Annotated in this window: 25 protein-coding genes; 10 read left to right on the top strand and 15 right to left on the bottom strand. The window is 65.6% G+C overall.

The genetic code is table 11. The features are described from left to right. Positions 1 to 127 precede the first annotated feature (127 nt). The 13 genes from mgtE to kdsC all read right to left on the bottom strand — a co-directional run bounded on the left by mgtE (position 128) and on the right by kdsC (position 10,869). Positions 128 to 1,489: a magnesium transporter gene (gene mgtE, locus CCR82_RS14340; RefSeq protein WP_201246478.1), complete on the bottom strand. Its 1,362-nt coding sequence runs from the start codon at positions 1,487 to 1,489 to the stop codon at positions 128 to 130. Positions 1,490 to 1,501: 12 nt separating this feature from the next. Further along, complete coding sequence (gene ptsP / locus CCR82_RS14335) at positions 1,502 to 3,250, bottom strand: phosphoenolpyruvate--protein phosphotransferase (RefSeq protein WP_201246477.1); 1,749 nt, start codon at positions 3,248 to 3,250, stop codon at positions 1,502 to 1,504. Further along, a complete protein-coding gene (locus tag CCR82_RS14330) occupies positions 3,247 to 3,516 on the bottom strand; it encodes an HPr family phosphocarrier protein (protein ID WP_201246476.1) in 270 nt (89 codons plus the stop codon). Before CCR82_RS14330 ends, ptsP begins: the two co-directional genes overlap by 4 nt. Continuing rightward, a complete protein-coding gene (locus CCR82_RS14325; RefSeq protein WP_201246475.1) occupies positions 3,506 to 3,913 on the bottom strand; it encodes a PTS sugar transporter subunit IIA in 408 nt (135 codons plus the stop codon). The genes CCR82_RS14330 and CCR82_RS14325 overlap by 11 nt, the downstream gene beginning before the upstream one ends. Further along, complete coding sequence (gene rapZ / locus CCR82_RS14320) at positions 3,910 to 4,776, bottom strand: RNase adapter RapZ (RefSeq protein ID WP_201246474.1); 867 nt, start codon at positions 4,774 to 4,776, stop codon at positions 3,910 to 3,912. Before rapZ ends, CCR82_RS14325 begins: the two co-directional genes overlap by 4 nt. 54 nt (positions 4,777 to 4,830) lie before the next feature. Then, complete coding sequence (gene hprK / locus CCR82_RS14315) at positions 4,831 to 5,787, bottom strand: HPr(Ser) kinase/phosphatase (protein ID WP_201246473.1); 957 nt, start codon at positions 5,785 to 5,787, stop codon at positions 4,831 to 4,833. Positions 5,788 to 5,813: 26 nt separating this feature from the next. After that, positions 5,814 to 6,260 carry a PTS sugar transporter subunit IIA gene (locus tag CCR82_RS14310; protein WP_201246472.1) on the bottom strand — a complete coding sequence of 149 codons (447 nt, stop codon included), beginning with the start codon at positions 6,258 to 6,260 and terminating at the stop codon, positions 5,814 to 5,816. Positions 6,261 to 6,388: 128 nt separating this feature from the next. Further along, positions 6,389 to 6,754, bottom strand: a complete 366-nt coding sequence (gene hpf, locus CCR82_RS14305; RefSeq protein ID WP_201246471.1) for a ribosome hibernation-promoting factor, HPF/YfiA family — start codon at positions 6,752 to 6,754, stop codon at positions 6,389 to 6,391. Positions 6,755 to 6,806: 52 nt separating this feature from the next. Beyond that, on the bottom strand, positions 6,807 to 8,291 hold the full coding sequence (locus tag CCR82_RS14300) for an RNA polymerase factor sigma-54 (protein WP_201246470.1): 1,485 nt from the start codon (positions 8,289 to 8,291) through the stop codon (positions 6,807 to 6,809). Positions 8,292 to 8,376: 85 nt separating this feature from the next. Next, positions 8,377 to 9,102, bottom strand: a complete 726-nt coding sequence (lptB, locus tag CCR82_RS14295; RefSeq protein ID WP_201246488.1) for an LPS export ABC transporter ATP-binding protein — start codon at positions 9,100 to 9,102, stop codon at positions 8,377 to 8,379. Beyond that, a complete protein-coding gene (gene lptA / locus CCR82_RS14290) occupies positions 9,102 to 9,692 on the bottom strand; it encodes a lipopolysaccharide transport periplasmic protein LptA (protein ID WP_201246469.1) in 591 nt (196 codons plus the stop codon). Before lptA ends, lptB begins: the two co-directional genes overlap by 1 nt. Before the next feature lie 51 nt (positions 9,693 to 9,743). Continuing rightward, entirely contained in the window at positions 9,744 to 10,340 is a 597-nt protein-coding gene (gene lptC / locus CCR82_RS14285; protein ID WP_201246468.1) for an LPS export ABC transporter periplasmic protein LptC, read from the bottom strand. Further along, positions 10,321 to 10,869 carry a 3-deoxy-manno-octulosonate-8-phosphatase KdsC gene (gene kdsC / locus CCR82_RS14280; protein ID WP_201246467.1) on the bottom strand — a complete coding sequence of 183 codons (549 nt, stop codon included), beginning with the start codon at positions 10,867 to 10,869 and terminating at the stop codon, positions 10,321 to 10,323. Before kdsC ends, lptC begins: the two co-directional genes overlap by 20 nt. 56 nt (positions 10,870 to 10,925) lie before the next feature. Between kdsC and CCR82_RS14275 the strand changes: the two genes are divergently transcribed. The 10 genes from CCR82_RS14275 to CCR82_RS14230 all read left to right on the top strand — a co-directional run bounded on the left by CCR82_RS14275 (position 10,926) and on the right by CCR82_RS14230 (position 19,375). Then, complete coding sequence (locus CCR82_RS14275) at positions 10,926 to 11,546, top strand: DUF72 domain-containing protein (protein WP_201246466.1); 621 nt, start codon at positions 10,926 to 10,928, stop codon at positions 11,544 to 11,546. A gap of 112 nt (positions 11,547 to 11,658) precedes the next feature. Then, on the top strand, positions 11,659 to 12,525 hold the full coding sequence (locus CCR82_RS14270) for an ABC transporter ATP-binding protein (RefSeq protein WP_201246465.1): 867 nt from the start codon (positions 11,659 to 11,661) through the stop codon (positions 12,523 to 12,525). 9 nt (positions 12,526 to 12,534) lie between these two features. After that, positions 12,535 to 13,314, top strand: a complete 780-nt coding sequence (gene mlaE, locus CCR82_RS14265; protein WP_201246464.1) for a lipid asymmetry maintenance ABC transporter permease subunit MlaE — start codon at positions 12,535 to 12,537, stop codon at positions 13,312 to 13,314. Between the two features lie 4 nt (positions 13,315 to 13,318). Beyond that, on the top strand, positions 13,319 to 13,789 hold the full coding sequence (gene mlaD, locus CCR82_RS14260; protein WP_201246463.1) for an outer membrane lipid asymmetry maintenance protein MlaD: 471 nt from the start codon (positions 13,319 to 13,321) through the stop codon (positions 13,787 to 13,789). Continuing rightward, complete coding sequence (locus tag CCR82_RS14255) at positions 13,786 to 14,388, top strand: MlaC/ttg2D family ABC transporter substrate-binding protein (protein ID WP_201246462.1); 603 nt, start codon at positions 13,786 to 13,788, stop codon at positions 14,386 to 14,388. The genes mlaD and CCR82_RS14255 overlap by 4 nt, the downstream gene beginning before the upstream one ends. A 4-nt stretch (positions 14,389 to 14,392) precedes the next feature. Next, the gene (locus CCR82_RS14250) at positions 14,393 to 14,764 is read left to right on the top strand and encodes an STAS domain-containing protein (protein WP_201246461.1); all 372 of its coding nucleotides are present in this window, start codon (positions 14,393 to 14,395) and stop codon (positions 14,762 to 14,764) included. An 8-nt stretch (positions 14,765 to 14,772) separates the two neighbouring features. Further along, positions 14,773 to 16,029 (top strand): UDP-N-acetylglucosamine 1-carboxyvinyltransferase, encoded by a 1,257-nt coding sequence (gene murA, locus CCR82_RS14245; protein WP_201246460.1) that lies wholly within the window; start codon positions 14,773 to 14,775, stop codon positions 16,027 to 16,029. A gap of 75 nt (positions 16,030 to 16,104) precedes the next feature. Beyond that, entirely contained in the window at positions 16,105 to 16,758 is a 654-nt protein-coding gene (gene hisG / locus CCR82_RS14240) for an ATP phosphoribosyltransferase (RefSeq protein WP_201246459.1), read from the top strand. Between the two features lie 74 nt (positions 16,759 to 16,832). Beyond that, positions 16,833 to 18,164: a histidinol dehydrogenase gene (gene hisD / locus CCR82_RS14235; RefSeq protein ID WP_201246458.1), complete on the top strand. Its 1,332-nt coding sequence runs from the start codon at positions 16,833 to 16,835 to the stop codon at positions 18,162 to 18,164. A gap of 47 nt (positions 18,165 to 18,211) precedes the next feature. Then, positions 18,212 to 19,375, top strand: a complete 1,164-nt coding sequence (locus CCR82_RS14230; RefSeq protein WP_201246457.1) for a pyridoxal phosphate-dependent aminotransferase — start codon at positions 18,212 to 18,214, stop codon at positions 19,373 to 19,375. On the opposite strand, the gene CCR82_RS14225 is transcribed toward CCR82_RS14230, so the two are convergent. Beyond that, positions 19,369 to 20,808 (bottom strand): FtsW/RodA/SpoVE family cell cycle protein, encoded by a 1,440-nt coding sequence (locus CCR82_RS14225; protein ID WP_201246456.1) that lies wholly within the window; start codon positions 20,806 to 20,808, stop codon positions 19,369 to 19,371. The genes CCR82_RS14230 and CCR82_RS14225 overlap by 7 nt on opposite strands. Then, positions 20,805 to 22,415, bottom strand: coding sequence for a peptidoglycan D,D-transpeptidase FtsI family protein (locus CCR82_RS14220; protein ID WP_242513502.1), 1,611 nt, complete (start codon positions 22,413 to 22,415; stop codon positions 20,805 to 20,807). The genes CCR82_RS14225 and CCR82_RS14220 overlap by 4 nt, the downstream gene beginning before the upstream one ends. Positions 22,416 to 22,549 lie beyond the last annotated feature (134 nt).

Below are 22,549 nucleotides of genomic sequence, written 5' to 3'. Positions count from 1 at the left end.
TGGCTGCGACCATCGATAAGCTCGCGCGCAAGGTCCGCCGCGTCTTCGATTATCTGGGCATGACGGCAAATTCCCCACCCCACGACGCCCGATTGGCGACCGCTGGTTAGAACGGATTTGCCGTGCCTCAGAGCAGGAAGACGGTCGCCAGCCCCAGGAAGCTGAGGAAGCCGACGACATCGGTCACGGTGGTGAGGATGACGCCGCCGGCGAGGGCCGGATCGATGCCGAGGCGATCGAGCAACAGTGGCAGCAGGGCACCGGTCAGCGCCGCTGCCAGCACATTGAGGATGATGGCCGCTGCGATGATCAGCGCGATCGCACTGCTACCGAACCAGAGCCATGCGATGGCGGCCACCACCAGCGCCCAGAGTAGGCCATTGAGCACCGCGACAGCCATCTCTTTGGAGACCAGCCAGCGGATGTTCTTCGTTGAGAGCTGCCCCAGGGCGATGCCGCGAATGGCAAGGGTGAGGGTTTGGGTGCCAGCGATCCCGCCCATGCTAGCGACCACCGGCATCAGCACAGCCAGTGCAACCACCTTCTCGATGGTCGCCTCGAACAGACCGATGACCCAGGCGGCAAGGAAGGCTGTCATCAAATTGATGCCAAGCCAGATCGCACGCCGGCGCGCGCTCAGCAGCACCGGCGCGAACATGTCTTCGCCTTCGCTGAGCCCGGCGTGACCGAGGAACTGATGGTCGGCCTCTTCGCGGATCACGTCCATCACGTCGTCGACGGTGATGCGCCCGAGCACGCGCCCCTCGAGGTCAATCACCGGTGCCGAGACCAGGTCGAGTTGCTCGAAACGGTTGGCAACATCGCGCGCCTTGGCGTCGGCTGGAATGGACTGCACATCGAGTGACATCACCTCGGCCACCGAGTCATCGGGGTCGTTGGTGAGCAGATCGGTGAGATAGAGCACACCGAGGTAGCGCCCTTGGCGGCTGATCACGATCAGATTGTCGGTCAGCTCCGGCAGTCGATCTTTGCGCCGGCGCAGATAGCGCAACACCACATCGAGCGTGACCTCGGGGCGCACCGTGACCATGTCCGGATTCATCAGCCCGCCGGCGCTGTCTTCCGGGTAGCTCAGCGCGGTCTCCAAGCGCTCGCGGCGCTGCTCGTCGAGCGAACTCAAAACCTCGGCGGTGACCTTGGCCGGCAGATCCTGCACCAGGTCGGCGAGATCATCGACATCGAGCCCCTCGGCGGCGGCAAGGATCTCGGTCGCGTCCATGCCGCGCAGGATCTCCTCGCGCACATCGTCGTTCAGATACAGCAGCACCTCGCCGCCGGTCGCATCCTCGACCATGCGCCAGACGATGCGCCGCTGCGGGGGGGGCAGCGACTGCAGCACGTGCGCGATCTCGGCCGGATGCAACGCATTGAGCATGCGTGTCGCCTTGCGCACGGAACCGCTCTCGAGCACCTGATGCAACAGGTCGATGCGATCCGCCTCGGCGGTGGTATCGGCAAGCTCGATCATCAGGATGGCGGCCTAGTCGTTCACGACCTCGTTGACGGCGTCCAGGATCTGCGTCGGGCTCAGATCGTCGAGCCGGTCGAGAAGCTGTTCCATGCGCGTGCTGACGCGTCCGACATCGCAGTTGCGCACCATCTCCTTGACCTCGAGCAGCGAGGTCGGCTGCATGCTCATCTCACGCAGACCGAGCCCGAGCAGCACCGAGGTGTAGCGCGGATCGCCGGCCATCTCACCGCACATGCTGACCCGGGTACGCGACTCGGCGGCGCGCATCAGAGTGATGCGGATGAGCCGCAGCACGGCCGGATGCAAGGGCTCGTAGAGATAGTTGACGGTGTCATCGACGCGATCGATGGCCAGCGTGTACTGGATCAGGTCATTGGTGCCGATGGAGAGGAAGTCGACCCGTTTCGCGATGCCACCGGCACAGAGCGCGGCGGCCGGCACCTCGATCATGGCCCCCACCGGCATCAAGGGATCGAACGGCAGACCTTGGCGGCGCAGGGTGCGCCGAGTCTCGGCGATCATCCCGAGCACCGTCTCGACCTCGGCGATCGAGGAGATCATCGGCAGCATCAGGCGCACCGGGCCATGCGCCGAGGCGCGCAGGATGGCGCGCAACTGGGGCACGAACAGCGCCGGTTCGCGCAGGCAGAGTCGGATCGCCCGCAGCCCGAGCGCTGGATTGGTGAGGTTGGCGGCCGCTCCGGTGAGCCCGTCGACCTGCTTGTCCATGCCCAGATCGAGGGTTCGAATGGTCAGCGGGATGCCATCCAGCCCGCGCACCACCTCGAGATAAGTCGCCAGGTGCTCTTCTTCATCCGGCAATCCAATGCGGTTCATGTAGAGGAATTCGGTGCGATAGAGACCGACCCCGGAGGCACCGCTAGAGCGAACCGTGTCCACGTCTTCAGGCAACTCCAGGTTGGCCAGTAATACCACCGGCACCCCGTCGCGGCTCGTCGAGGGCTCCTGCACAAGCTCGCGCAGCCGATGCCGACGCTGGTCGGCACTGACTAGACGCTGACGATAATGGGCGAGAATGCCCTCGTCGGCGCCGGCCAGCACGGTGCCACTCTCGGCATTCACCAACAGGAGTTCATCCTGGCGCAACAGATGGGTGGCGTTATGCACCCCCATGATGGCCGGGATATCGAGACTGCGCGCGAGGATCGCGGTGTGCGACATCGGCCCGCCGTGCTCGATGACGAAGGCACCAATCCCGCGATGGCGCAGCAGGATGGTGTCCGCCGGCGTTAGATCATCGGCCACGATGACTCGATCCTTGAGGTCACTCACCGAGAGCGACTGGGCCGAGGGCTCGCCACTGAGAAACATCTGAATCTGGCGCACCACATGGTCGACGTCATCGCGCCTGGTGCGCAGATAGGCATCGCCCATGGCATCGAACACCTCGATCAAGGTGTCGCGCTGAATCTGCAGGGCCCAGCTCGCGTTGATACTGCGCTCGCGAATCAGCGCCTTGGTCGCATCCACCAAGGCCGAGTCCGTAAGCATCATCAGATGGGCGTCGATGAACTCGGCGATATGCACCGGCGTCGAGTCAGGGATCTGGCGGCGCACCGACTCGAGATGCTGTTGCGCGCATTCCAACGCCTCGTCGAGCCGCTGCACCTCGGCGTCGATGCGATCGCGCTCGATCTCTTCGCTGACCACGGTTGGCTCGCGTCCGAACAGATAGGCACGGCCGATCGCGACCGGCCGCGAACCGCTGACACCGACCCCGAGCAAGGCGGTGGTCATTCCCCTTCTCCAAAGCAATCGGCCACCAGGGCCTCCAGCGCATCGGCGGCCTGCTCGGCATCCGGCCCGTCCAGCTCGATCGTGATGCGCGTGCCACAGGCGGCGGCCAACATCATCACGCCCATGATGCTCTTACCGTTCACCCGCCGGCCCTGGCGTTCGACCTGGACCTGGCTTTGAAACGCGCTCGCGCAGGTCACGAACTTGGCCGCCGCGCGCGCATGCAGGCCGAGGCGATTGATGATATCGAGTTCTCTACGGACCATCGTTGGTTTCCTGGGTACAGCCGAGCACGCCGTCGCGTCCCCCGCTCAAGGCCTTGTCGGCGAGCGCTGACAGCTCGAGATCGCCATAATTGAGTACGCGTACCAACATCGGCAGGTTGACCCCGCTGAGCACGCGCACCTGGCGACGCTGGCGCAAGGCATCGGTCACATTCGCCGGCGTCGAGCCGTACAGATCGGTCAACACGAGCAGCCCAGCGCCCTCATCCAGGTGCTCGGCGCATTGCCGGATCTGCAGGCGCAGCTGATCTGGATCATCCTGCTCGTGGACGTCGATCGCCCGCGCCGCCAGCGGGCAGCGTCCGAACATGCGGATGGCGGTCTCCAGCAATTCGGCACCGATCCGGTTATGCGTGATCAGCAAGACCGCAACGCTCATGCGAGTTCCCGATGACGTACCAAGACCTGATGGCCTTGTCCTTCGAAGTGTCGCTGCAGGGCGTTGACCATGAACACCGAACGATGCCGCCCGCCGGTACAACCGATGCCGATGGTCAAATAACTGCGGCCATCGTTCTCGAAGCGTGGCACCCAGCGATCGAGGAAATCGATGAGATCCTCGCGCATGCGAATCGCCTCGGGCGAGCCTTCGAGGAAGCCCGCCACCTCCGGGTCCAGGCCCGTCAGCGGTCGTAACTCGGGCTGCCAATGCGGATTCGGCAGGCAGCGCACGTCGAAGACGAAATCCACCGCCGCCGGGATGCCATTCTTGAACCCGAACGACTGCAGCAACAGCGGCGCCCGCACGCGCCCCTTGCGATTGAGGTTCTCGCGGATCAGCTCGCGCAGCTCGTGCACATTGGTGTAGGAGGTATCGATCTGGGTCGTCGCCGTGCGACGCAGCGGCTCGAGCAGGCGCCGCTCGAGTTCGATCGCCTCGGCGAGCGGACGCTCAGCATCGGTGAGCGGATGCTTGCGCCGGGTCTCGCTGAAACGCGAGACCAGGGTCGGCGTGTCGGCGTCAAGAAAGATGACCCGAATACTGATGCCTCGCGCCTCGAGTGCCTTGACCACACCGGGAACCTGCTCGAGCAAGTCGGGACCGCTGCGCGCATCGATGCCGATCGCGGTGCCGCCGCGGCCATCGCCGCCCTCGGGTCGGGTCTGCTTGAGCCCGAGCGCAAGATCATGCAGCAGAAACAGCGGTAGATTATCGATGCAGACAAAACCGATATCCTCAAGCGTGCGCAGGGCGACGCTCTTGCCGGCCCCCGAGAGACCACTGACGATGATCAGCTCCATATCACCCTCACTGGAGCCTGCGTCGAACGCATTATTCGGCGGACGGGATTGGCGTCATGCATGGACGGTCTCATCGATGGAACGGGCTTGTCGCTCAATCAGATCAGCGCTAGCATCATACCCGCGCAGGCGCAGGATCTGATGACGAACAGCGGTCTCCAACAAGACGGCAAGATTGCGCCCCGGGGCAACGGGAAGCGTGATCTCGGGGATCGCAACGCCAAGGATGGTGCGCGACGAGAGACTGCCGCGCAGCCGGTCCATGCCTGCCAGCGCCTCGCCATCGAGGGCGCGCATGTTGACGATCAAGCTCAATTGCTCGGCTTGCTGAACCGCGCCCTCACCAAACATCGCCCGCACATTGAGCACACCGAGTCCGCGCACCTCGAGAAAATCGCGCAACAGCTCCGGACAACTGCCCTGCAAGGTCTCCGGGCCGATGCGCGCGACCTCCGGCGCGTCGTCCGCGATCAGCCGATGCCCCCCGCGCACCACCATCTCGAGCGCGAGTTCGCTCTTGCCGATACCGGGATCGCCGACCAACAGCACCCCCATGCCCAGCACCTCGAGGAAGACCCCGTGCAGGGTGGTACGCTCGGCCAGGGCATAGGTCAGGAAATATTGCAGCCGGTCGACGATCTCCTCCTCGGAGGTCGGCGAGGCCAGGAGCGGCGTGCCCGAGCGCTTGGCCTGCGCCAGGAAACGCGCCGGAGGCGCGATGTCCTGAGCGAAGATCACCGCCGCCGGGCGCGCGGCAAACAGGCGCTCGACCGTCTCGCGCGCGGAGGCCTGGCTCAGATCCTCGAGATGGTGCATCTCGGCGAGCCCCAGTACCTGCAGACGGTTCGGATGGATGCAGTTCAACGAGCCGACGAGACTCTGCGCGGCGCCGCCTGGCAGATCGGCGCTGACCAGCGCCAGTGGTTGCGCGGGTATCGGGGTCAACCAACGCAGGCGCAGGCGCGGGCCAAGCTGTGCGACCAAGCCTTGGAGCGTGTCGACGGGTGGCATCGGCGTGAACGGATTCAGCGCCGGCCTCAGCGCTGCAGCAAGGCCAGCAGGGTGCTGGCGTCATGCGCCTCGCGCAAGGCCGCGCGCAAGCGTGGATCATTGAAGCGCTCGGCCAACCCGGCCAAGAGCCCGAGATGGGCCTCGGTCGCCGCCTCCGGGACCAGCAGGCCAAAGGCGAGATCGACTGGCCGATCATCCGGCGCGTCGAAGCTCACCCCCTGCTCGAGCTGAACGAAGGCACCCACGGAGTCGTCGATACCGGCGATGCGCGCATGCGGTAACGCGACCCCCTCGCCCAATCCCGTACTGCCGAGCCGCTCGCGCTCGTTGAGCAGGTCGAAGACCGCGGACGGTGAGCACTGTGGACCCGCGGGCGCCAAGAGTTCGGCCAAGGATTCCAGCAGCCGCTTCTTACTCGTGACCTCGACACGACAGCGGATACGTGGCTCTGTGATTAACGTCAGGGGAAGCATTAACTGTTGCTCCAAAGGGAATCGGATCGCGCACCATCTGTAGGCGCACCCTGCCGTCCAAGTGAACATAAAGAGGCCGGAGCCGGGCGTAAAACGGCGGGCTCCGGCACAGACGGAGACATGTTTACTTAGTTCAGCGGCTCCTGCTCATCGTCAAGCTCACCGCTGACGGTCTCACCCTCGGTCAGCGTCTTGGTCGACGAACCGCGGTGATTCTGACGTTTTTCCTTGTATTTCAGGACCTGGCGGTCGAGCTTGTCGATCAGGCCATCGATGGCCGCGTACATATCCTCGTGGACCGCATCGGCAAAGACATCGGCCCCATTCATATGGATGCGGGCCTCGGCCTTCTGCCGCAGTTTCTCGACACTGAGAACCACATGCACTTTGATCACATGATCGAAGTGGCGTTCCAAGCGCGCGAATTTGCTGTCGACGTAGCCCTTCAGCGGCTCGGTAATCTCGACATGATGACCCGTCAGGTTGATTTGCATAGCGTCACTCCTGGGTTTGCAAGCGTCCCGCTGCAGCACGTGATCGTGACCGCTAGAGACGCTTGCGCTCGTTCGAGGGTGGAATACCCATTGCCTCGCGGTATTTGGCGACAGTACGGCGCGCGACATTGATGCCCTGTTCGGACAGGATGCCGGCGATCTTGCTGTCGCTCAGTGGTTTATTGGCCGTCTCGGCGGCGACCAATTTGCGAATGAAGGCACGGATGGCGGTGGACGAGCATTCACCCCCCGCTGCGGTGCCGACATGGCTGGAAAAGAAGTACTTGAACTCGAGCGTACCACGCGGGGTGTGCATATACTTCTGCGTGGTCACGCGCGAGACGGTTGACTCGTGTAGTTCGAGCGAATCCGCCACATCTCTCAAGATCAGCGGACGCATGGCCTCTTCGCCGTACTCGAAGAAATCGTGCTGCAACTCCACAATCTTCGCCGCCACTTTCAGCACGGTATCGTTGCGGCTCAACAGGCTTTTGATGAACCAACGGGCCTCCTGGAGATGCGTCTTGAGACAGGTGTTCTCGGCGCCATCATCGGCGCGTCGAATGAGCTTCACATAGTCCTCATTCACTCTCAGTTTAGGCTGAGTATCGGGATTTAGCTCGACCTGCCAACTGCCGGCGCGCTTGCGCACCAGCACATCGGGGATGACGTAGTCGGGACGATGCTCGCTCATCAAGGCCCCGGGCCTTGGTTGCAAGGAGCGAATCAGCGCCAGGGCGCGCCCGAGTTCCAGGTCCGAGAGCTTGGTATGGCGGCGCAGCTCATCGAGATCGTTGCGCGAGAGGGCATCGAACAGTTTCTCGCAGATCATCAGCGCGCCGGCCCGATGCGGCGTCTCCGCCGGGAGCTGGCGCAGTTGCAGGAGCAGGCACTCGCGCGGATCGCGGGCGCCGATGCCGGGCGGATCAAGGGCCTGGACGGCATGCAGGACCGCTTCGATCTCATCGCGTTCGAGGTCCTCGAGATCCAGCGTCTCGAGCAGCTCGGCGGGATCGAGCCGCAGATAGCCATCGGCATCGATGGCATCGATCAGCGCCTCGGCGATCAGCCGGTCGCGCGCCCCGAGATGGCCCAGATTGAGCTGCCATTCGAGATGATCGTGCAGCGTCTGCGGGCGCGACTGCTGGGCGAACAGGTCAACCTCATGGTCCGAGCCACCCCCGGCCGCGGCCGAAGGACCGGCATACTGCTCGCTGGTTTCGCCGTCATAGGTATCGTTCCAATCGCTGTCGAGCGGCAGATCATCGGGCAGCGCGTTAGACTCGGCCGGAACCTCGGCGTCAACGGCCGCATCGGCCTCATGGCGCTGGCGTTCGCTCTCGCGGGTCTCGGCGGGCGCGCCCTCGCGCTCGGTCTCGCCCTCGTCCGCCGTCTCCAGCATCAGATTGGACTCGAGCGCATCCTGGATCTCGCGCTGCAGGTCGAGTGTGGAGAGCTGCAGCAGCTTGATCGCCTGCTGGAGCTGCGGCGTCATGGTCAACTGCTGACCAAGACGGAGCTGGATGCTTTGCTTCATTCCGAGCGTGAGTACGGGTACGAAAGGCCTGGTTGAGCCTTGAAGTCTAGTCGAAAAGCCTGTTCGACGGCCAAGATCCTGGTGTTCACAGCCGAAAATGCTCGCCGAGATACACGGCTCGCACCTGCGGGTCCTGCAGCAACGCCGCGGGCGCGCCTTGGGCGATCACCTGTCCGGCGTTGATGATGTACGCCCGATCGCAGATGTCCAGCGTCTCGCGCACATTATGGTCGGTGATGAGCACGCCGATGCGCCGATCGCGCAGATGGCCGATGATGCCTTTGATATCGCCCACCGCGATCGGATCGACGCCGGCGAAGGGCTCATCGAGCAGCATCACCCTGGGCTCGAGCGCCAGCGCGCGCGCGATCTCGAGGCGGCGGCGCTCGCCGCCGGAGAGACTCAGCGCGAGCGAATCGGCGACATGGCTGATGCCCAGTTCATCGAGCAGCTCGTCACAGCGCTGGCGATGATCCTCGCGACTGCTCGCGGCGCGCATCTCCAACACCGCCATCAGATTATCGCGCGCCTTGAGTTTGCGAAAGACCGAGGGTTCCTGGGCCAGATAACTCAGCCCTCGCCGCGCGCGGGCGTGCATGGGCCGATGCGTGATGTCCTCGCCGTCGAGGATGATGCGCCCGGCATCGGCGCCGACCAGGCCGACGATCATATAGAAGCTCGTGGTCTTGCCCGCGCCGTTCGGCCCCAGCAGGCCTACCACTTCGCCGGCATCCACACTGAGGTCAACTCCGTTGACCACGGCCCGACGTCGATAGGTCTTGGCCAGCGCGCGCGCTTCGAGGGTCGACATCATTGCGCGGGCGCCGGCTCGGGCACTGGTTCGGGCGCGGATTCGGGCTCGAGGCGAATCTTGACGCGCTCACGGCCCTGGGCGCTCGTGCCTGCGGTCACGCGCTCGGTGATGCGGTTGTAGACGATGCGGTCGCTGGCGAAACGGTCTTGCGCCTGGATCAGCACCGCCTCATCGATCAGGGTCAGCTCTTCGCGCTCGGCCTCGTACTCCATGCGCAAGGCATGACCGGTGACCTCGTCCGGGTCATCATCCAAGCGCTGACGATAGTGCACCGGTTGGCCGATGGCGATAATCTTCTCGATGCGGCGATCGGAGGCGTGATGCACCAGCATCTCGTCGGCCTGAATGCGCAGACTGCCCTGGGTGACCTCGACGTTGCCGATGTACAGGCTGGTCGATTGCTTCTCGTCGAACTCAGCGGCATCGGCCTCGATATACATCGGCTGGTACTGATCGTCCTCGAGCGCCCAAGCAGGCGTCGCGGCCCAGAGCATCAGCCAGAGCATCAGGGCGCGCGCTGCCAGGGCGAGCAGCACAGGCTCGAGCCGTGCACCCAAGCAGGAGGCGCGTTGGCGCTGTCGATTCATCTCTTGCCATCGATTCAATGGGCTACCCCTGGTCAATTCCAGAACCTGCGCTCACAACCCCTGCCCTTCAGGGCGGGATGGTTGATCCACCCGTGCGCGCACGGACCCAAACAACTGGATGCGCGTCTCGCCACCAAGCCAGGCCCGCAAACCCTGAGTTGCGCTCAGCCGGTCATGCTCGCGCTCGACCTCGACATCACGCGCGGTCTCGGCGTAGTCGACCTCGGGTAACACCAGTAACTCGCTGGTGCGCAGCGTGATCGGCGCCGACTGCGCCGTTGCCGCTCGCTGCAACCGCACGTCCTGCTCGAGCAGGATTTCGTCACCGCGCGCGTTGATCCAGGCTCGCACCGAGCGCGCGCGCCAGCGCAGGGCGGCGGCGTCGAACAGCTTCAGCACCGGCTCATCCAGCTCGCTGCTGTCGTCATCAGGGTAGTGGCGCAGACGCAGCGCGTCGAGACGGCGCTCGGGCAGCCCCTCGGCATCGAGCGTCACCACGCTGAGCCCCTCGACGATGTAGTCTGGACGCCGCTCACCCGCGCGCCCCGGTGCCTTGCTGGCGTCATCCGCCCATTGCAGCCACAGTGCCGCGCTGCCGAGCGCGAGCAAGAGCGCGGCCAGGCTGAGTTCACGCTTGCTCAGCAACATCGAGGCGCGCGGCATAGCGCTGCAAGAGCGCATCGAGCTTGCCTTGCGCGGCCAGCAATTCCTCGCAGACCTCGCGCACGGCACCGCGTCCGCCAGGCAAGCGCGTTTGCCAGTGACAATGGGCCTTGACCAACGGATGCGCATCGGCCACGGCCACCGCCAGACCGACCTGGCGCATCACCGGCACATCGACCACATCGTCGCCGACATAGGCCATCTGGGCATGCTCGAGTCCGCAGGCGGCACGCAGCGCCGCGTAGGCGGGAGCCTTGTCGCGCTGACCTTGGTAGACATGCGCCACGCCGAGACTCTCCATGCGGATGCGCACCACCTCGGAGCGCCGCCCGGTGATCACCGCCATGGCGATACCGGCCTCGCGCAGCATCGTCATGCCGTGGCCGTCGCGCGAATGGAACGCCTTGTATTCCTGGCCATCATCGCCGAGGTAGAGACTGCCGTCGGTCATCACGCCGTCGACATCGAAGATCACCAGTTCGATCGCCCTTGCGCGCGTGTTGAAGTCGGTCATCTGCTGCTGGCTCCCGCAAGTATCCTCGTACCCAGTCTCCGGCCTATGATACGCGCATGAACGACGCAACGATGGTGAGCGCGCGCGGCTGGTGGGATTTGGCCGATCGCGCCACATTCTACCCGGACGATCTGCCCGAGGATTGGCAGTTAAGCTATTTCGCCAACTGCTTTCACGCCACCCTGCTGCCAGCCTCATTCTGGCGCCCGAGCGAGGCCTCGCAGTTCGCGCAATGGCGCGATGAGGTACCGGCAGGATTTCGCTTCGTCGCCGAGCAGCCGTGCGCGCGGTCGACACCGGCCGAACCGCCACTCCAGGCCGCGATCCTCGAACGATGGCTCGCACCAAAGCTCGCGGCCTGGCTCGAGCCGGTGGCGTCTGCGCCACGTATCCCGGCCGACGCCGGTGAGCCTGCAGTAGAGGCCTGGTTTCGCTACCTTGGCCCTGCCCCGGATGCAGGCTCGAACGCGGGCGAGCCCAACGCCGTGCGCGAGCACTATGCCGTGCAGGCGCCGAGTGCCCTTCACCAAGACCTCCGGGGCGCCAGGCACTGGCTGAGCGCACTGATCGAGCACCAGGGTCAGGCACCGAGCCTGATCATCCTGGCGCAACCGAGCAGCAACAGCCTCGGCGCCTGGCAAGAGTTGCTGGAGCTGCTCGGGCTGAGCCAACGCTGACCCAGCGCTGAACCCACGTCAGCCCGCAATGCCGCCTCGTCCTTGACGCTGTGCGGGGAGGTCGCGAGAATGCCCCGCTTTGGATCGCCGCCCGCACAGGGATCAACCACCGATGGGATCAGCTCTGTCCAAGCCCGCCGCCGAGCCAAAGGCGGCGGCCACCGACGCCACGCCGGGCGAGGCCCTCGTGCGCGTGCGTGGTCTGCGCTTCTGTCATGGCGAGCGCTGCATCTTCGACGGCATCGATCTCGAGATCCGGCGCGGGCGGGTGACGGCCATCATGGGCCCGAGCGGCACCGGCAAGACCACTCTGCTGAAGCTGATCAGCGGGCAGTTGCAGCCGGACGCCGGCGAGATCGAGGTCGATGGACAGGCGATCCAGTCGCTCAGTCGCGCCGATCTCTATCGGCTGCGCACCCGCATGGGCATGCTGTTCCAAAGCGGTGCCTTGCTCACCGACCTGAGCGTGTTCGAGAACGTCGCCTTCCCCATCCGCGAGCATGCCAAGCTGCCGGAATCCGTGCTGCGCAAACTGGTGCTGATCAAGCTCGAGGCGGTTGGCCTGCGCGGGGCGGCGGCCTTGATGCCGAGTCAGCTCTCCGGCGGCATGGCGCGCCGGGTCGCGCTGGCGCGGGCGATCGCGCTGGACCCGATGATGATCATGTACGATGAGCCCTTCACCGGCCAGGATCCGATCTCCAAGGGTGTGCTGGTCTCGCTGATCCGGCAACTGAACGATGCCAGCGGCATGACCAGCATCATCGTCAGTCACGACGTGGCCGATACCGCCAGCATCGCCGATGATCTGTACATCATCGCCAATGGCAGGATCATGGCCCAAGGCACCCCGCAACAGCTCGCGGCCCACGAGTCGGCCTGGGTGCGGCAATTCATGGATGGCGAGCCCGATGGGCCCGTGCATTATCATTATCCGGCCCCGGCGCTGGAGCAGGACCTGCTCCAGGATGCCCGTCATTGAGCACCCCTCATGCTTGACCCACTCGCGAGTCTAGGCCGCGCGGGGCTCTCGGTGCTGGCCAGCCTCGGTCGCGCTCACCTGCTGCTGGCGAACATCCTCGCCGGCTTGCCGTCGCTGCTGATCCGCCCGCGTCTGCTGCTGGCGCAACTCTATGGCATCGGCGTGCTCTCGCTGCTGATCATCGTCGTCTCCGGCCTGTTCGTCGGCATGGTGTTGAGCCTCCAAGGCCACTATGTGCTGTCACAGTTCGGCGCCGCCGAGAGTCTGGGGGTGATGGTCGCCGCCTCGCTGGTACGCGAGCTGGGGCCGGTGGTCACGGCGCTCCTGTTCGCCGGCCGCGCCGGGTCGGCATTGACCGCCGAGATCGGCCTGATGAAGGCCACCGAGCAGCTCTCCGGTCTGGAGATGATGGCCGTCGATCCGATCAAGCGCGTGCTCACGCCGCGCTTCTTCGGCGGGCTGATCTCGATGCCGCTGCTGGCGGCGATGTTCAGCGCGGTCGGCGTGCTCGGCGGTTGGTTCGTCGGCGTTGGCCTGCTCGGCGTCGACGACGGCGCCTTCTGGGGGCAGATGCAGAACAAGATCGACTTCGAGGAGGATGTCATCAACGGCGTCATCAAGAGTCTGGTCTTCGGTCTCGTGGTCACCTGGATCGCGCTCTACGAGGGCTACGATGCCACGCCGACCTCGGCCGGCGTCAGCCGCGCCACCACCCGCACCGTGGTGCAATCGGCGCTGGCGGTGCTGGGGGTCGATTTCATTCTCACCGCATTGATGTTTGGAGGCTGAAGCCATGGCGCGTATCCGCCTGAGCGAGATCCTGGTCGGTGCCTTCATGGCGCTTGGCTTCGTCGCGCTGTTTTTCCTGGCCATGCGGGTCAGCAACCTGAGCACGGCGACGACCGGCGAGGGCTATACCCTCAAGGCCCACTTCGACAACATCGGCAGCTTGCGAGTACGCGCGCCGGTGAGCATGGCCGGTGTCAGGCTGGGCCGGGTCGAGGCGATCGAGTTCGACCAAGCGACCTACCAAGCCGTGGTGACGCTGCGCATCGCCGAGCGCTACGATCAGATCCCCAGCGATACCTTCGCCAACATCTTCACCGCCGGCCTGCTCGGCGAGCAGTACATCGGCCTCGACCCCGGCGGCAGCCCCGACATGTTGACGGACGGCGATCGCATCGAATTCACCCAGTCGGCGTTGGTACTGGAACAGATGATCGGACAATTCCTTTTGAGTAAAGCAGAGGACGGTGGCGAATGAGAACACTCCTGATCGCCGGCATCTTATTGCTGGCAAGTCCATTGGGCGCCCTCGGCGCCGAGCCCTCGGCAACCGAGCTGGTCGAGCAGACCGCCAGCAAGATGCTCAGCACGCTGGAGAATCGGCGCGCCGAAGTCGAGCGCAAGCCGCAGCTGATCAATGAATTGGTCGACAGCATCCTGGCCCCGCACTTCGACTTCGAGCAGATGACCCGACTCGCGGTCGGGCGCGCCTGGCGGGACGCCAGCCCCGAACAGCAGGAGGCTCTCATCGAGAGCTTCCGCAATCTGCTCGTGCGTACCTACGCCAGGTCGATCATGAAGTACTCGGGCCAGGATATCGTCTACGAAGCCGCGCGTCCTGGCACCCGCTCGGGCACCGTCGTGGTGCCGACCGAGGTGCGCGAATCAGGCTCGAGCCCCATCCCGATCGACTACTCCATGCTCGAGCGTGGCCGCAGTTGGAAGGTCTATGACGTGGTCATCGACGGGGTGAGCATGATCTCGAACTATCGCAGTCAATTTCGCTCCACCATCGCCAGTTCGGGGATCGACGGCTTGATCGAGCAACTGCGAGCCAAGACCGCGCGCGGTGCCTGAGCCCGTGCCTGCTCGCAACGGCGCAGGCGCGGCGGCCCAGCAAGCGGCGGAATTGGTCGAGCTTGGCGCCGGCCAGTTCAGGCTCCAGGGCCCCCTCGATCTCAGCACCATGCCCGAGCTTGCGCGCCAGGGTCAGCGGCTGTTCAAGCGCTTGCGCCGCGACAGCACGAGCCAGCCCCAACACCTCGAGATCGACCTCGGCGGTGTCGAGCGCAGCAGCAGCGCCGCGATCGCGCTCTTGCTCGACTGGGTCGCACAGGCCCAGCACGCTGGCCTCGGGCTCAGTTTCGCGCACTGGCCGGATGCGCTGAGGCGCATCGCCCTCTTCTCCAACGTCGACGGTCTACTCGGCATCGAGACGGATCAGCACGGATAAGCCTCGGCATGGATAAACTCCTGATCACCGGCGGATCGCGTCTCGATGGCGAGGTCCGCGCCTCGGGCGCCAAGAACGCCGCGCTGCCGATCATGGCCGCGACCCTGCTCGCCGATGGCGTCTGCACGCTCTCGAACGTGCCGCATCTGCGCGATATCACCACCACCATGGAGCTGCTCGGGCGCCTCGGCGTGCAGCTGACGGTGGACGAGCGCATGGGCATCCAGGCCGACGCGCGCCACATCACCAGCCTCGAGGCCCCCTATGAGCTGGTCAAGACCATGCGCGCCTCGATCCTGGTGCTCGGCCCATTGCTGGCCCGCTTTGGCGAGGCCAATGTCTCGCTCCCCGGTGGCTGTGCGATCGGCGCGCGGCCGGTGAATTTGCATCTCGAGGGTCTGCGCGCGATGGGCGCCGAGATCCAGGTCGAGAACGGCTATGTGCATGCACGCGCCAAACGCCTGCGCGGCGCGCGCTATGTGATGGACATGGTCACCGTCACCGGCACCGAGAATCTGATGATGGCTGCCGCCCTCGCCGAGGGCGAGACCGTGCTCGAGAACGCCGCGCGCGAGCCCGAGGTGGTGGACCTGGCGCGGTTCCTGACCCAAATGGGCGCGCGCATCCGGGGTGCCGGCACCGACAGCATCCACATCCAGGGCGTCGAGCGCCTTCACGGCACCGACTACAGGGTGCTGCCGGATCGCATCGAGACCGGCACCTACCTGGTCGCCGCCGCGATGACCGGCGGGCGTGTGCGCGTGCAAGGCACCCGCGCCGACCTGCTCGAGGCGGTGCTGATGAAACTGCGCGAGGCCGGCGCGCGGGTCGAGGCCGGCGCCGACTGGATCGACCTCGACATGCAAGGCCGCCGCCCCCGCGCGGTGGACATCCAGACCGCACCGCATCCGGCTTTCCCGACCGATATGCAGGCCCAGTTCTGCGCGCTCAACAGCATCGCCGAGGGCAGTGCCATGGTGAAGGAGACGGTGTTCGAGAACCGTTTCATGCACGCGCTGGAGATGCAGCGCATGGGCGCCGATATCCGCATCGAGGGCAATGTCGCGATCTGTCGCGGCGTCGAGCGCCTGACCGCCGCGCCGGTGATGGCCACCGATCTGCGCGCCTCGGCCAGCCTGGTGCTGGCCGGTTTGGTCGCCGAAGGCGATACACTGATCGATCGCATCTACCATATCGATCGTGGCTACGACAATATCGAGGAGAAGCTGGCCGCGCTCGGGGCGCTGATCCGGCGCGTGCATTGAGTCGCCTTGCCCCGAGCCGATCTGCCCTTTCCTGAACCGTCCTGACCTGACCTGCTGCCGAGAGCGACCGCATCCATGTCCAACGATCCCAGGCTCACCATCGCGCTCTCCAAGGGGCGTATCTTCGAGCAGACGCTGCCGCTGCTCGAGGCCGCCGGACTGCGGGCGAGCGAGGACCCGGAGACCAGCCGCAAGCTGATCCTGGACACCAATGACCCAAACGTGAAATTGGTGATCATCCGCGCCAGCGACGTGCCCACCTATGTCCAGTACGGCGCCGCCGATCTCGGCGTGGCCGGCAAGGATGTACTGCTCGAGCATGGTGGCGAGGGGCTCTACGAACCGCTCGATCTGCGCATCGCGCGCTGTCGCCTGATGGTCGCCGGCCGGCCCGATGCCGCGTTGGTGCCACCGCCGGCGCGCGGACGACTGCGCATCGCCACCAAGTATGTGCGCAGCGCCGAACGGCATTTCGCCGCCAAAGGCCAGCAGGTCGAAATCATCAAGCTCTATGGCTCGATGGAACTCGCGCCGCTGGTGGGACTCTCGGATCTGATCGTCGATCTGGTCGAGAGCGGTAACACGCTCAAGGCCAATGGGCTGGTACCGCTCGAGCACATCGGCGACATCAGCTCGCGCTTGATCGTCAACAAGGCCTCCTGGAAGATGAAGCATGAGCGCGTCGCCGGCCTGGTCGAGGCGCTGCGCGGCGCGGTCGCGAGCGCCTGACGCGGCCGACGGGCCCTGCCCGCGCCTTTTGCATTGCCACTCATCGTTTTCGCACCTCAGCGTCTCGCATTGCCATGACCCAGATCGCTCCCTCCACCATCGCCCGTTTGAGCACCACCGATTTGCAGTTCGATGCCCGCCTCGACGCCCTGCTCGCCTGGGAGTCGGTCTCGGATGCGGGCGTCAAGCAGACCGTCGAGACCATCATCGCCGATGTTCGCGCGCGCGGTGACGCCGCGCTGATCGAGTACACCGCGCGCTTCGATCATTGGCACCCGCAGGATGCAGCGGCGCTCGAACTCGACCAGGAACGCTTGAGCGCGGCATTGGAGGCGATCCCGAGCGCTCAACGCGAGGCGCTGGAGGCCGCCGCCGAGCGCATCCGCGCCTATGCCGAGCATCAGCGCCTGCAGAGCTGGCAGTTCGTCGAGGCCGATGGCACAGTGCTCGGTCAGAAGGTGAGCCCGCTCGATCGGGTCGGACTCTATGTCCCTGGCGGCAAGGCGGCCTATCCCTCCTCGGTGTTGATGAACGCGCTCCCGGCCAAGGTCGCCGGCGTGCCGGAGCTGGTGATGGTGGTCCCGACACCGGGCGGCGAACTCAATGAGCTGGTGCTGGCGGCGGCCGCCATCGCCGGGGTCGATCGCGCCTTCGCCCTCGGCGGTGCGCAAGCGGTTGCCGCGCTCGCCTATGGCACCGAGACGGTTCCGGCCTGCGACAAGATCGTCGGCCCCGGCAACATCTATGTCGCCACCGCCAAGCGCGCGGTGTTCGGCCAGGTCGGCATCGACATGGTCGCCGGTCCGTCCGAGATCCTGATCCTCTGCGACGGCAAGACCGACCCGGACTGGATCGCGATGGACCTGTTCTCGCAGGCCGAGCACGACGAGGACGCCCAATCGATCCTGATCGCCTGGGAGGCCGAGTATCTCGACCGGGTCAAGGCGAGCATCGAGCGGCTGCTGCCGCAGATGGAGCGCAGCGAGATCATCGCGCAGGCGCTGAGCGCGCGCGGCGCCCTGATCCTCGCCCGCGATCAGGACGAGGCCGCCGAGGTCGCCAATCGCATCGCGCCCGAGCATCTGGAACTCTCGGTCGCCGAGCCCGAGGCGCTGGCCGAGAAGATCCGCCATGCCGGTGCCATCTTCATGGGCCGCTACACCGCCGAGGCGCTTGGCGACTACTGTGCCGGGCCGAATCATGTGCTGCCGACCTCGCGCACCGCGCGCTTCTCATCGCCACTCGGGGTCTATGACTTCCAGAAGCGCTCGAGCCTGATCATGGCCTCGGCGGCCGGCGCCGCCGCGCTCGCCGACACCGCCTCGGCCCTCGCGCGCGGCGAGGGCCTGACCGCCCACGCCCGCTCAGCCGAATATCGTGGCCCTGGCACCGGTGAAAAACCGTGAAATACACTGCAATCACGGACACGGGACAAACGGCGCGACCAACCGCCATGAGCCACCTGGTCGAGACGCTGATCCGCCCCGAGATCCAGGCGCTCAAGGCGTATGATGTGCCGGATGCCACCGGCCTGATCAAGCTCGACGCCATGGAAAATCCTTACCGCTGGCCTGAGGCGCTGCGCGATGACTGGCTCGCGGCGCTGCGTGAGGCCGAGCTGAACCGCTATCCGGACCCGCAGGCCCGCGACCTGCAAGCGGCGTTGCGCGAAGCGATGGCGATCCCGCCCGACATGGGGGTGCTGCTCGGCAACGGCTCCGATGAGCTGATCCAGATGCTGGCGCTCGCGGTGGCCGCACCCGGTGAACAGACGCGCGCGGATGCTGCTGAGGCCGGTGGTGAGGCGTTGACGAACGCTACCTCGGGCCGCCCGACGCTGCTCTCGCTCGATCCCGGCTTCGTGATGTACCGGATGATTGCGCGCTTTGTCGGGCTCGAGTATGTCGGCGTCGCGCTGAGCGCGGCTGATTTTGCGCTCGATCTCGACGCCACCCTGGCGGCGCTCGAGCACCACCGACCGCTGCTGACCTTCATCGCCTATCCGAACAATCCGACCGGTAACCTCTTCGATCCGGCGGTGATCGAGCGGATCATCGCCGCCAGCCCCGGCCTGGTCATCGTCGATGAGGCCTATGCGCCCTTCACCGACGCCAGCTTCCTGCCACGGCTCGGCGACTGGCCGAATCTACTGGTCATGCGCACCGTCTCGAAGATGGGCCTAGCCGGACTGCGGCTCGGCTATCTGGCCGGCCCGGCGGACTGGATCGAGCAGATCGACAAGGTGCGCCTGCCCTACAACATCAACTGCCTGAGCCAGGCCAGCGCCACCTTCGCGCTGCGCCATCGCGATGTCCTCGATGCCCAGACCGAGACCATCCGCAGCGAGCGCGATCGGCTCGCCAGCGCCCTCGCCGAACTCGACGGTGGTCAAGGCCGACTCGAGCCGTTCCCGAGCGATGCCAACTTCATCCTGGTCCGCACCCGGCCTGGGCGAGCGGGCGCACTTTTCACCGGCCTGCGCGAGCGCGGCCTCCTGATCAAGCACCTCGACGGCAGCCATCCCCTGCTCGCCGACTGCCTGCGCATCACCGTCGGCACGCCTGATGAAAACGCCGCGCTGCTTGCGGCCCTTGCCGCGCTGCTCGACGATCACTGAGGTGATGATTTCACCGGCTTGACCCCGCCCTTGCGCCTGAGACCATAGCCGACCCGATAGACATCCGGCATATTGGTGGCTTTGGATGTCTTAGACGCCTTGGGTGCCACCTTGGGCGCCGATGTCTTCGCACGCGACTTAACCGGCTCGCCATCGGAGATCGCGAGTACCAGGCCCAGGCTCGCGAAGACGGTGAGCAGACTACTGCCACCATGACTGATCAGCGGCAAGGTGATCCCGGTGAGCGGCAGGGCCTTGGTGACGCCCCCCACATTCAGCACTGTCTGCACGCTCAGCACAGTGGCCACGCCAGTTGCCGCCATCAGCCCGAAGGGCGTGCGCGCCCGCGCGGCCAAGGTCAGCAGACGCGTCAGCAGCACCGCGAACAACAGCAGCAACAGCAGGCTGCCGGCAAAGCCAAGCTCTTCGGCCCAAACCGCATAGATCAGGTCCGACTCCGCGATCGGCGTGTAGCGTGGACGCGCCTCGCTGAAGCCCTCGCCCCAGAGTCCGCCCGCGTACATCCCGGATAGGCCTTGCAGCACCTGCCAACCGGCCCCGGTCGGGTCGGTAAAGGGGTTCATCCAAACCTCGACGCGACTCAGGCCGTGGCTGAAAAAGCGGATCAGGACCGCGCCAGCCGCACCACCCAGCACCAAGCCATAGAGCAGGTAACCGGGCTGTCGGGTGCCCGCCGCCAAGACCGCGATCAGCGTCAGACCCAGGATCAGCACCAGCCCGAGATCACGCTGCAGCAGCAGCATCGACAATAACGCGCCCCAGACCAGCAGCAGCCGCCAGTGCGGCGCCAACGGCGGCAGCAGACCGCGCCAGCGACTGAGCCGCTTGATGTGTTGATCAACGAAAGCGGCGGTGAACAGCACCATGGTCAGCTTCAGCAGCTCGGTCGGCGTGATCAAGCCGAGACCGTATACCGCACCGCGATAGCGTTGCCCCGTCACCAGCACCAGCGCCATGAGTAGCAACGAGAATACGCCCCAGACCCAGGTCGCGCGCGCGGCGAGCCGATAGCGGCCCTGGCGGCCAGCAATCGTGATGGTCAACATCAGTGCGACCCCAAGCGGCAGCAATGCCAGCTTGGACCCGTGCAGCGCTCCAGCGCCGAGGAGTCCGGTCCGCGCCTGAGCCATCAAGCCGATCGCGCTCAGCAAAGCCGTGACGGGAAGCAGCAGCTGATCGCCACGGAAGCGCGCCAGCACCAAGCTCAGATGAGCACTGACGAAGGCGCCCATGAACACGAGCAAGGGGATCAAGGCGCTGAGCCGGACATCCAGCCCCTCCTTGGTCTGTGCGCCAAGCAGCATCAGATACCCAAGGAGGGCGATCAACAGCGCCCACAGCAGCAGTTGACGCTCTGGTGCGCGTAGCCGCCAGAAATCCTCAAGGTTTGTTGGTGTAACGCGGCTCATCATAGGCCTTGCTCAGCGGCCTTGAGCAGCAGATCGCGAGCGATGGGCGCCGCGACCGTCGAGCCGTATCCGCCATGCTCGACTAACACCGCGAACGCGAGCCGTGGCGCCGACGCCGGTGCAAAGCCGATGAACCAGCTATGCGAGGCCCCTTGCGGATTCTCGGCGGTGCCGGTTTTGCCGGCGATCTCGAGTCCGTCAGTCTCGATCCCGCGACCGGTACCCTCGCTCACCGCGCCCCGCAACATCACCCGGAGCCGACGCGCGGTATCGGCGCTCATGAAGCGTGTCAGCGTCTCGGGCGGGCGATCGCGCAGCAGACGCGGACGCATCGCCACACCCTCGTTGGCGATCGCTGCCGCAATCAGCGCCATGTAGGCAGGCGTTGCCGTGACCCGACCCTGACCGATCGCCGCCTGCGCTAATCCGTAGCGATCGCGCTCGGGGATCGGCTCAAGCCGTGCGGACTGTAGCCGCAGCGTCCCCGAGGGACCACCGACAAAGGCGATCGAGCGGTTGAAGGAGAACCGCTGACCGGTCGCTGCGAAAGCCCGATGGCCGCCCAGGATGCCCAGCTGGGCGAAGAAGACATTCGAGGACTTGGCCAGCGCCGTGGAGAGATCGAGCGGGCCATGTCCGGCCCAGGCCCGACCGGCGCGCTTCGCCTCGTAGTATTCGTGATCCCGAATCGGCCGATAGCGACTCGAGGTGGTGTAACCCTCGGCGGGACAGTCCAAACGGCCATGAAAGCCCGTCTCCAAGGCCTGTGCGGCGAGCACCACCTTGAAGCTGGAACCCGGCGGATACTGACCCTGAGTGGCCCGATTCATCAGCGGGTTGGTAGCATCAGCGCCAGTGAAAACAGTCGGTTGCAGCCGATTGGGATCGAAGCCGGGCACGCTCGCTAGCACCAGCACGGCGCCATCAGTGGGCCGGAGTATTACCACGGCGCCGCGCCCGACCGGCTTGGCCGCCGCGATCCGCTTGACCGCCAGCTGCTGCAGCTCGGCATCCAGAGTAGTGACCAGATCCTGGCCACGCGGGCGCTTGCTCTGGGTCAGCACCTGGCGTCCCAGTTCACCCCAGTCGCCGAGACTCTGCAGCGTTGCTCCATTCAGCGCCCGGTTGGCGATGGCCTCGATACCGCTCAGCCCAAAGCGCGGATCGGCATAACCCACGGCATGCGCGAAAACCGGCCCATAGGGATAGACACGCTCGGCGGCGCCGTCACGGTTGTGACTCTCGGCCAAGACCCGACCGCGCCGATCGAGGATGCGGCCGCGTTGAACCCAGTGCGCGGGATTGAACTGCCGCCGGTCATGCAACTGCATGAAGGCGATGAACTGCGGTCGTGCCATCCCACCAAGCTGCCAGGTCGCCTGATAAGTCAGGATGGCCACCAAGGCCAGCGTCAGCAGACCCACCGCCGGCAACAGCCAGGCGCGCGGCCGCGCCAAATGCCGCAGCGACACGGCCGCGCGCAGCCGCAAGGCCTGCCAGAGCCAAAACAGCAACGCGAGCGCAAAGGCCAGATGCAGGCCGACGCGCATGGCCTCCCAGGGCGGTGAGCGGAACAGGTCGTTGAGCAGATCCATGGCAGGCGCAAGCATACCCGAGAACATTATCGAACTTGCGGCTACAATCGGCTCGATGACCCTGTGCGACCCCGGCCTACCGGTACCCGTGCCGCAAGCCCCAGGGTCCGATCCAGACCAGCCGGCGAATCGCCCGCCCGACCCAGCGG

The organism is Halochromatium salexigens (assembly GCF_016653295.1).
In the GTDB taxonomy this organism is placed as follows: domain Bacteria; phylum Pseudomonadota; class Gammaproteobacteria; order Chromatiales; family Chromatiaceae; genus Lamprobacter; species Lamprobacter salexigens.
Note: the sequence above shows the minus strand (reverse complement) of the source record. Positions and strands in the feature narration are given on the sequence as shown.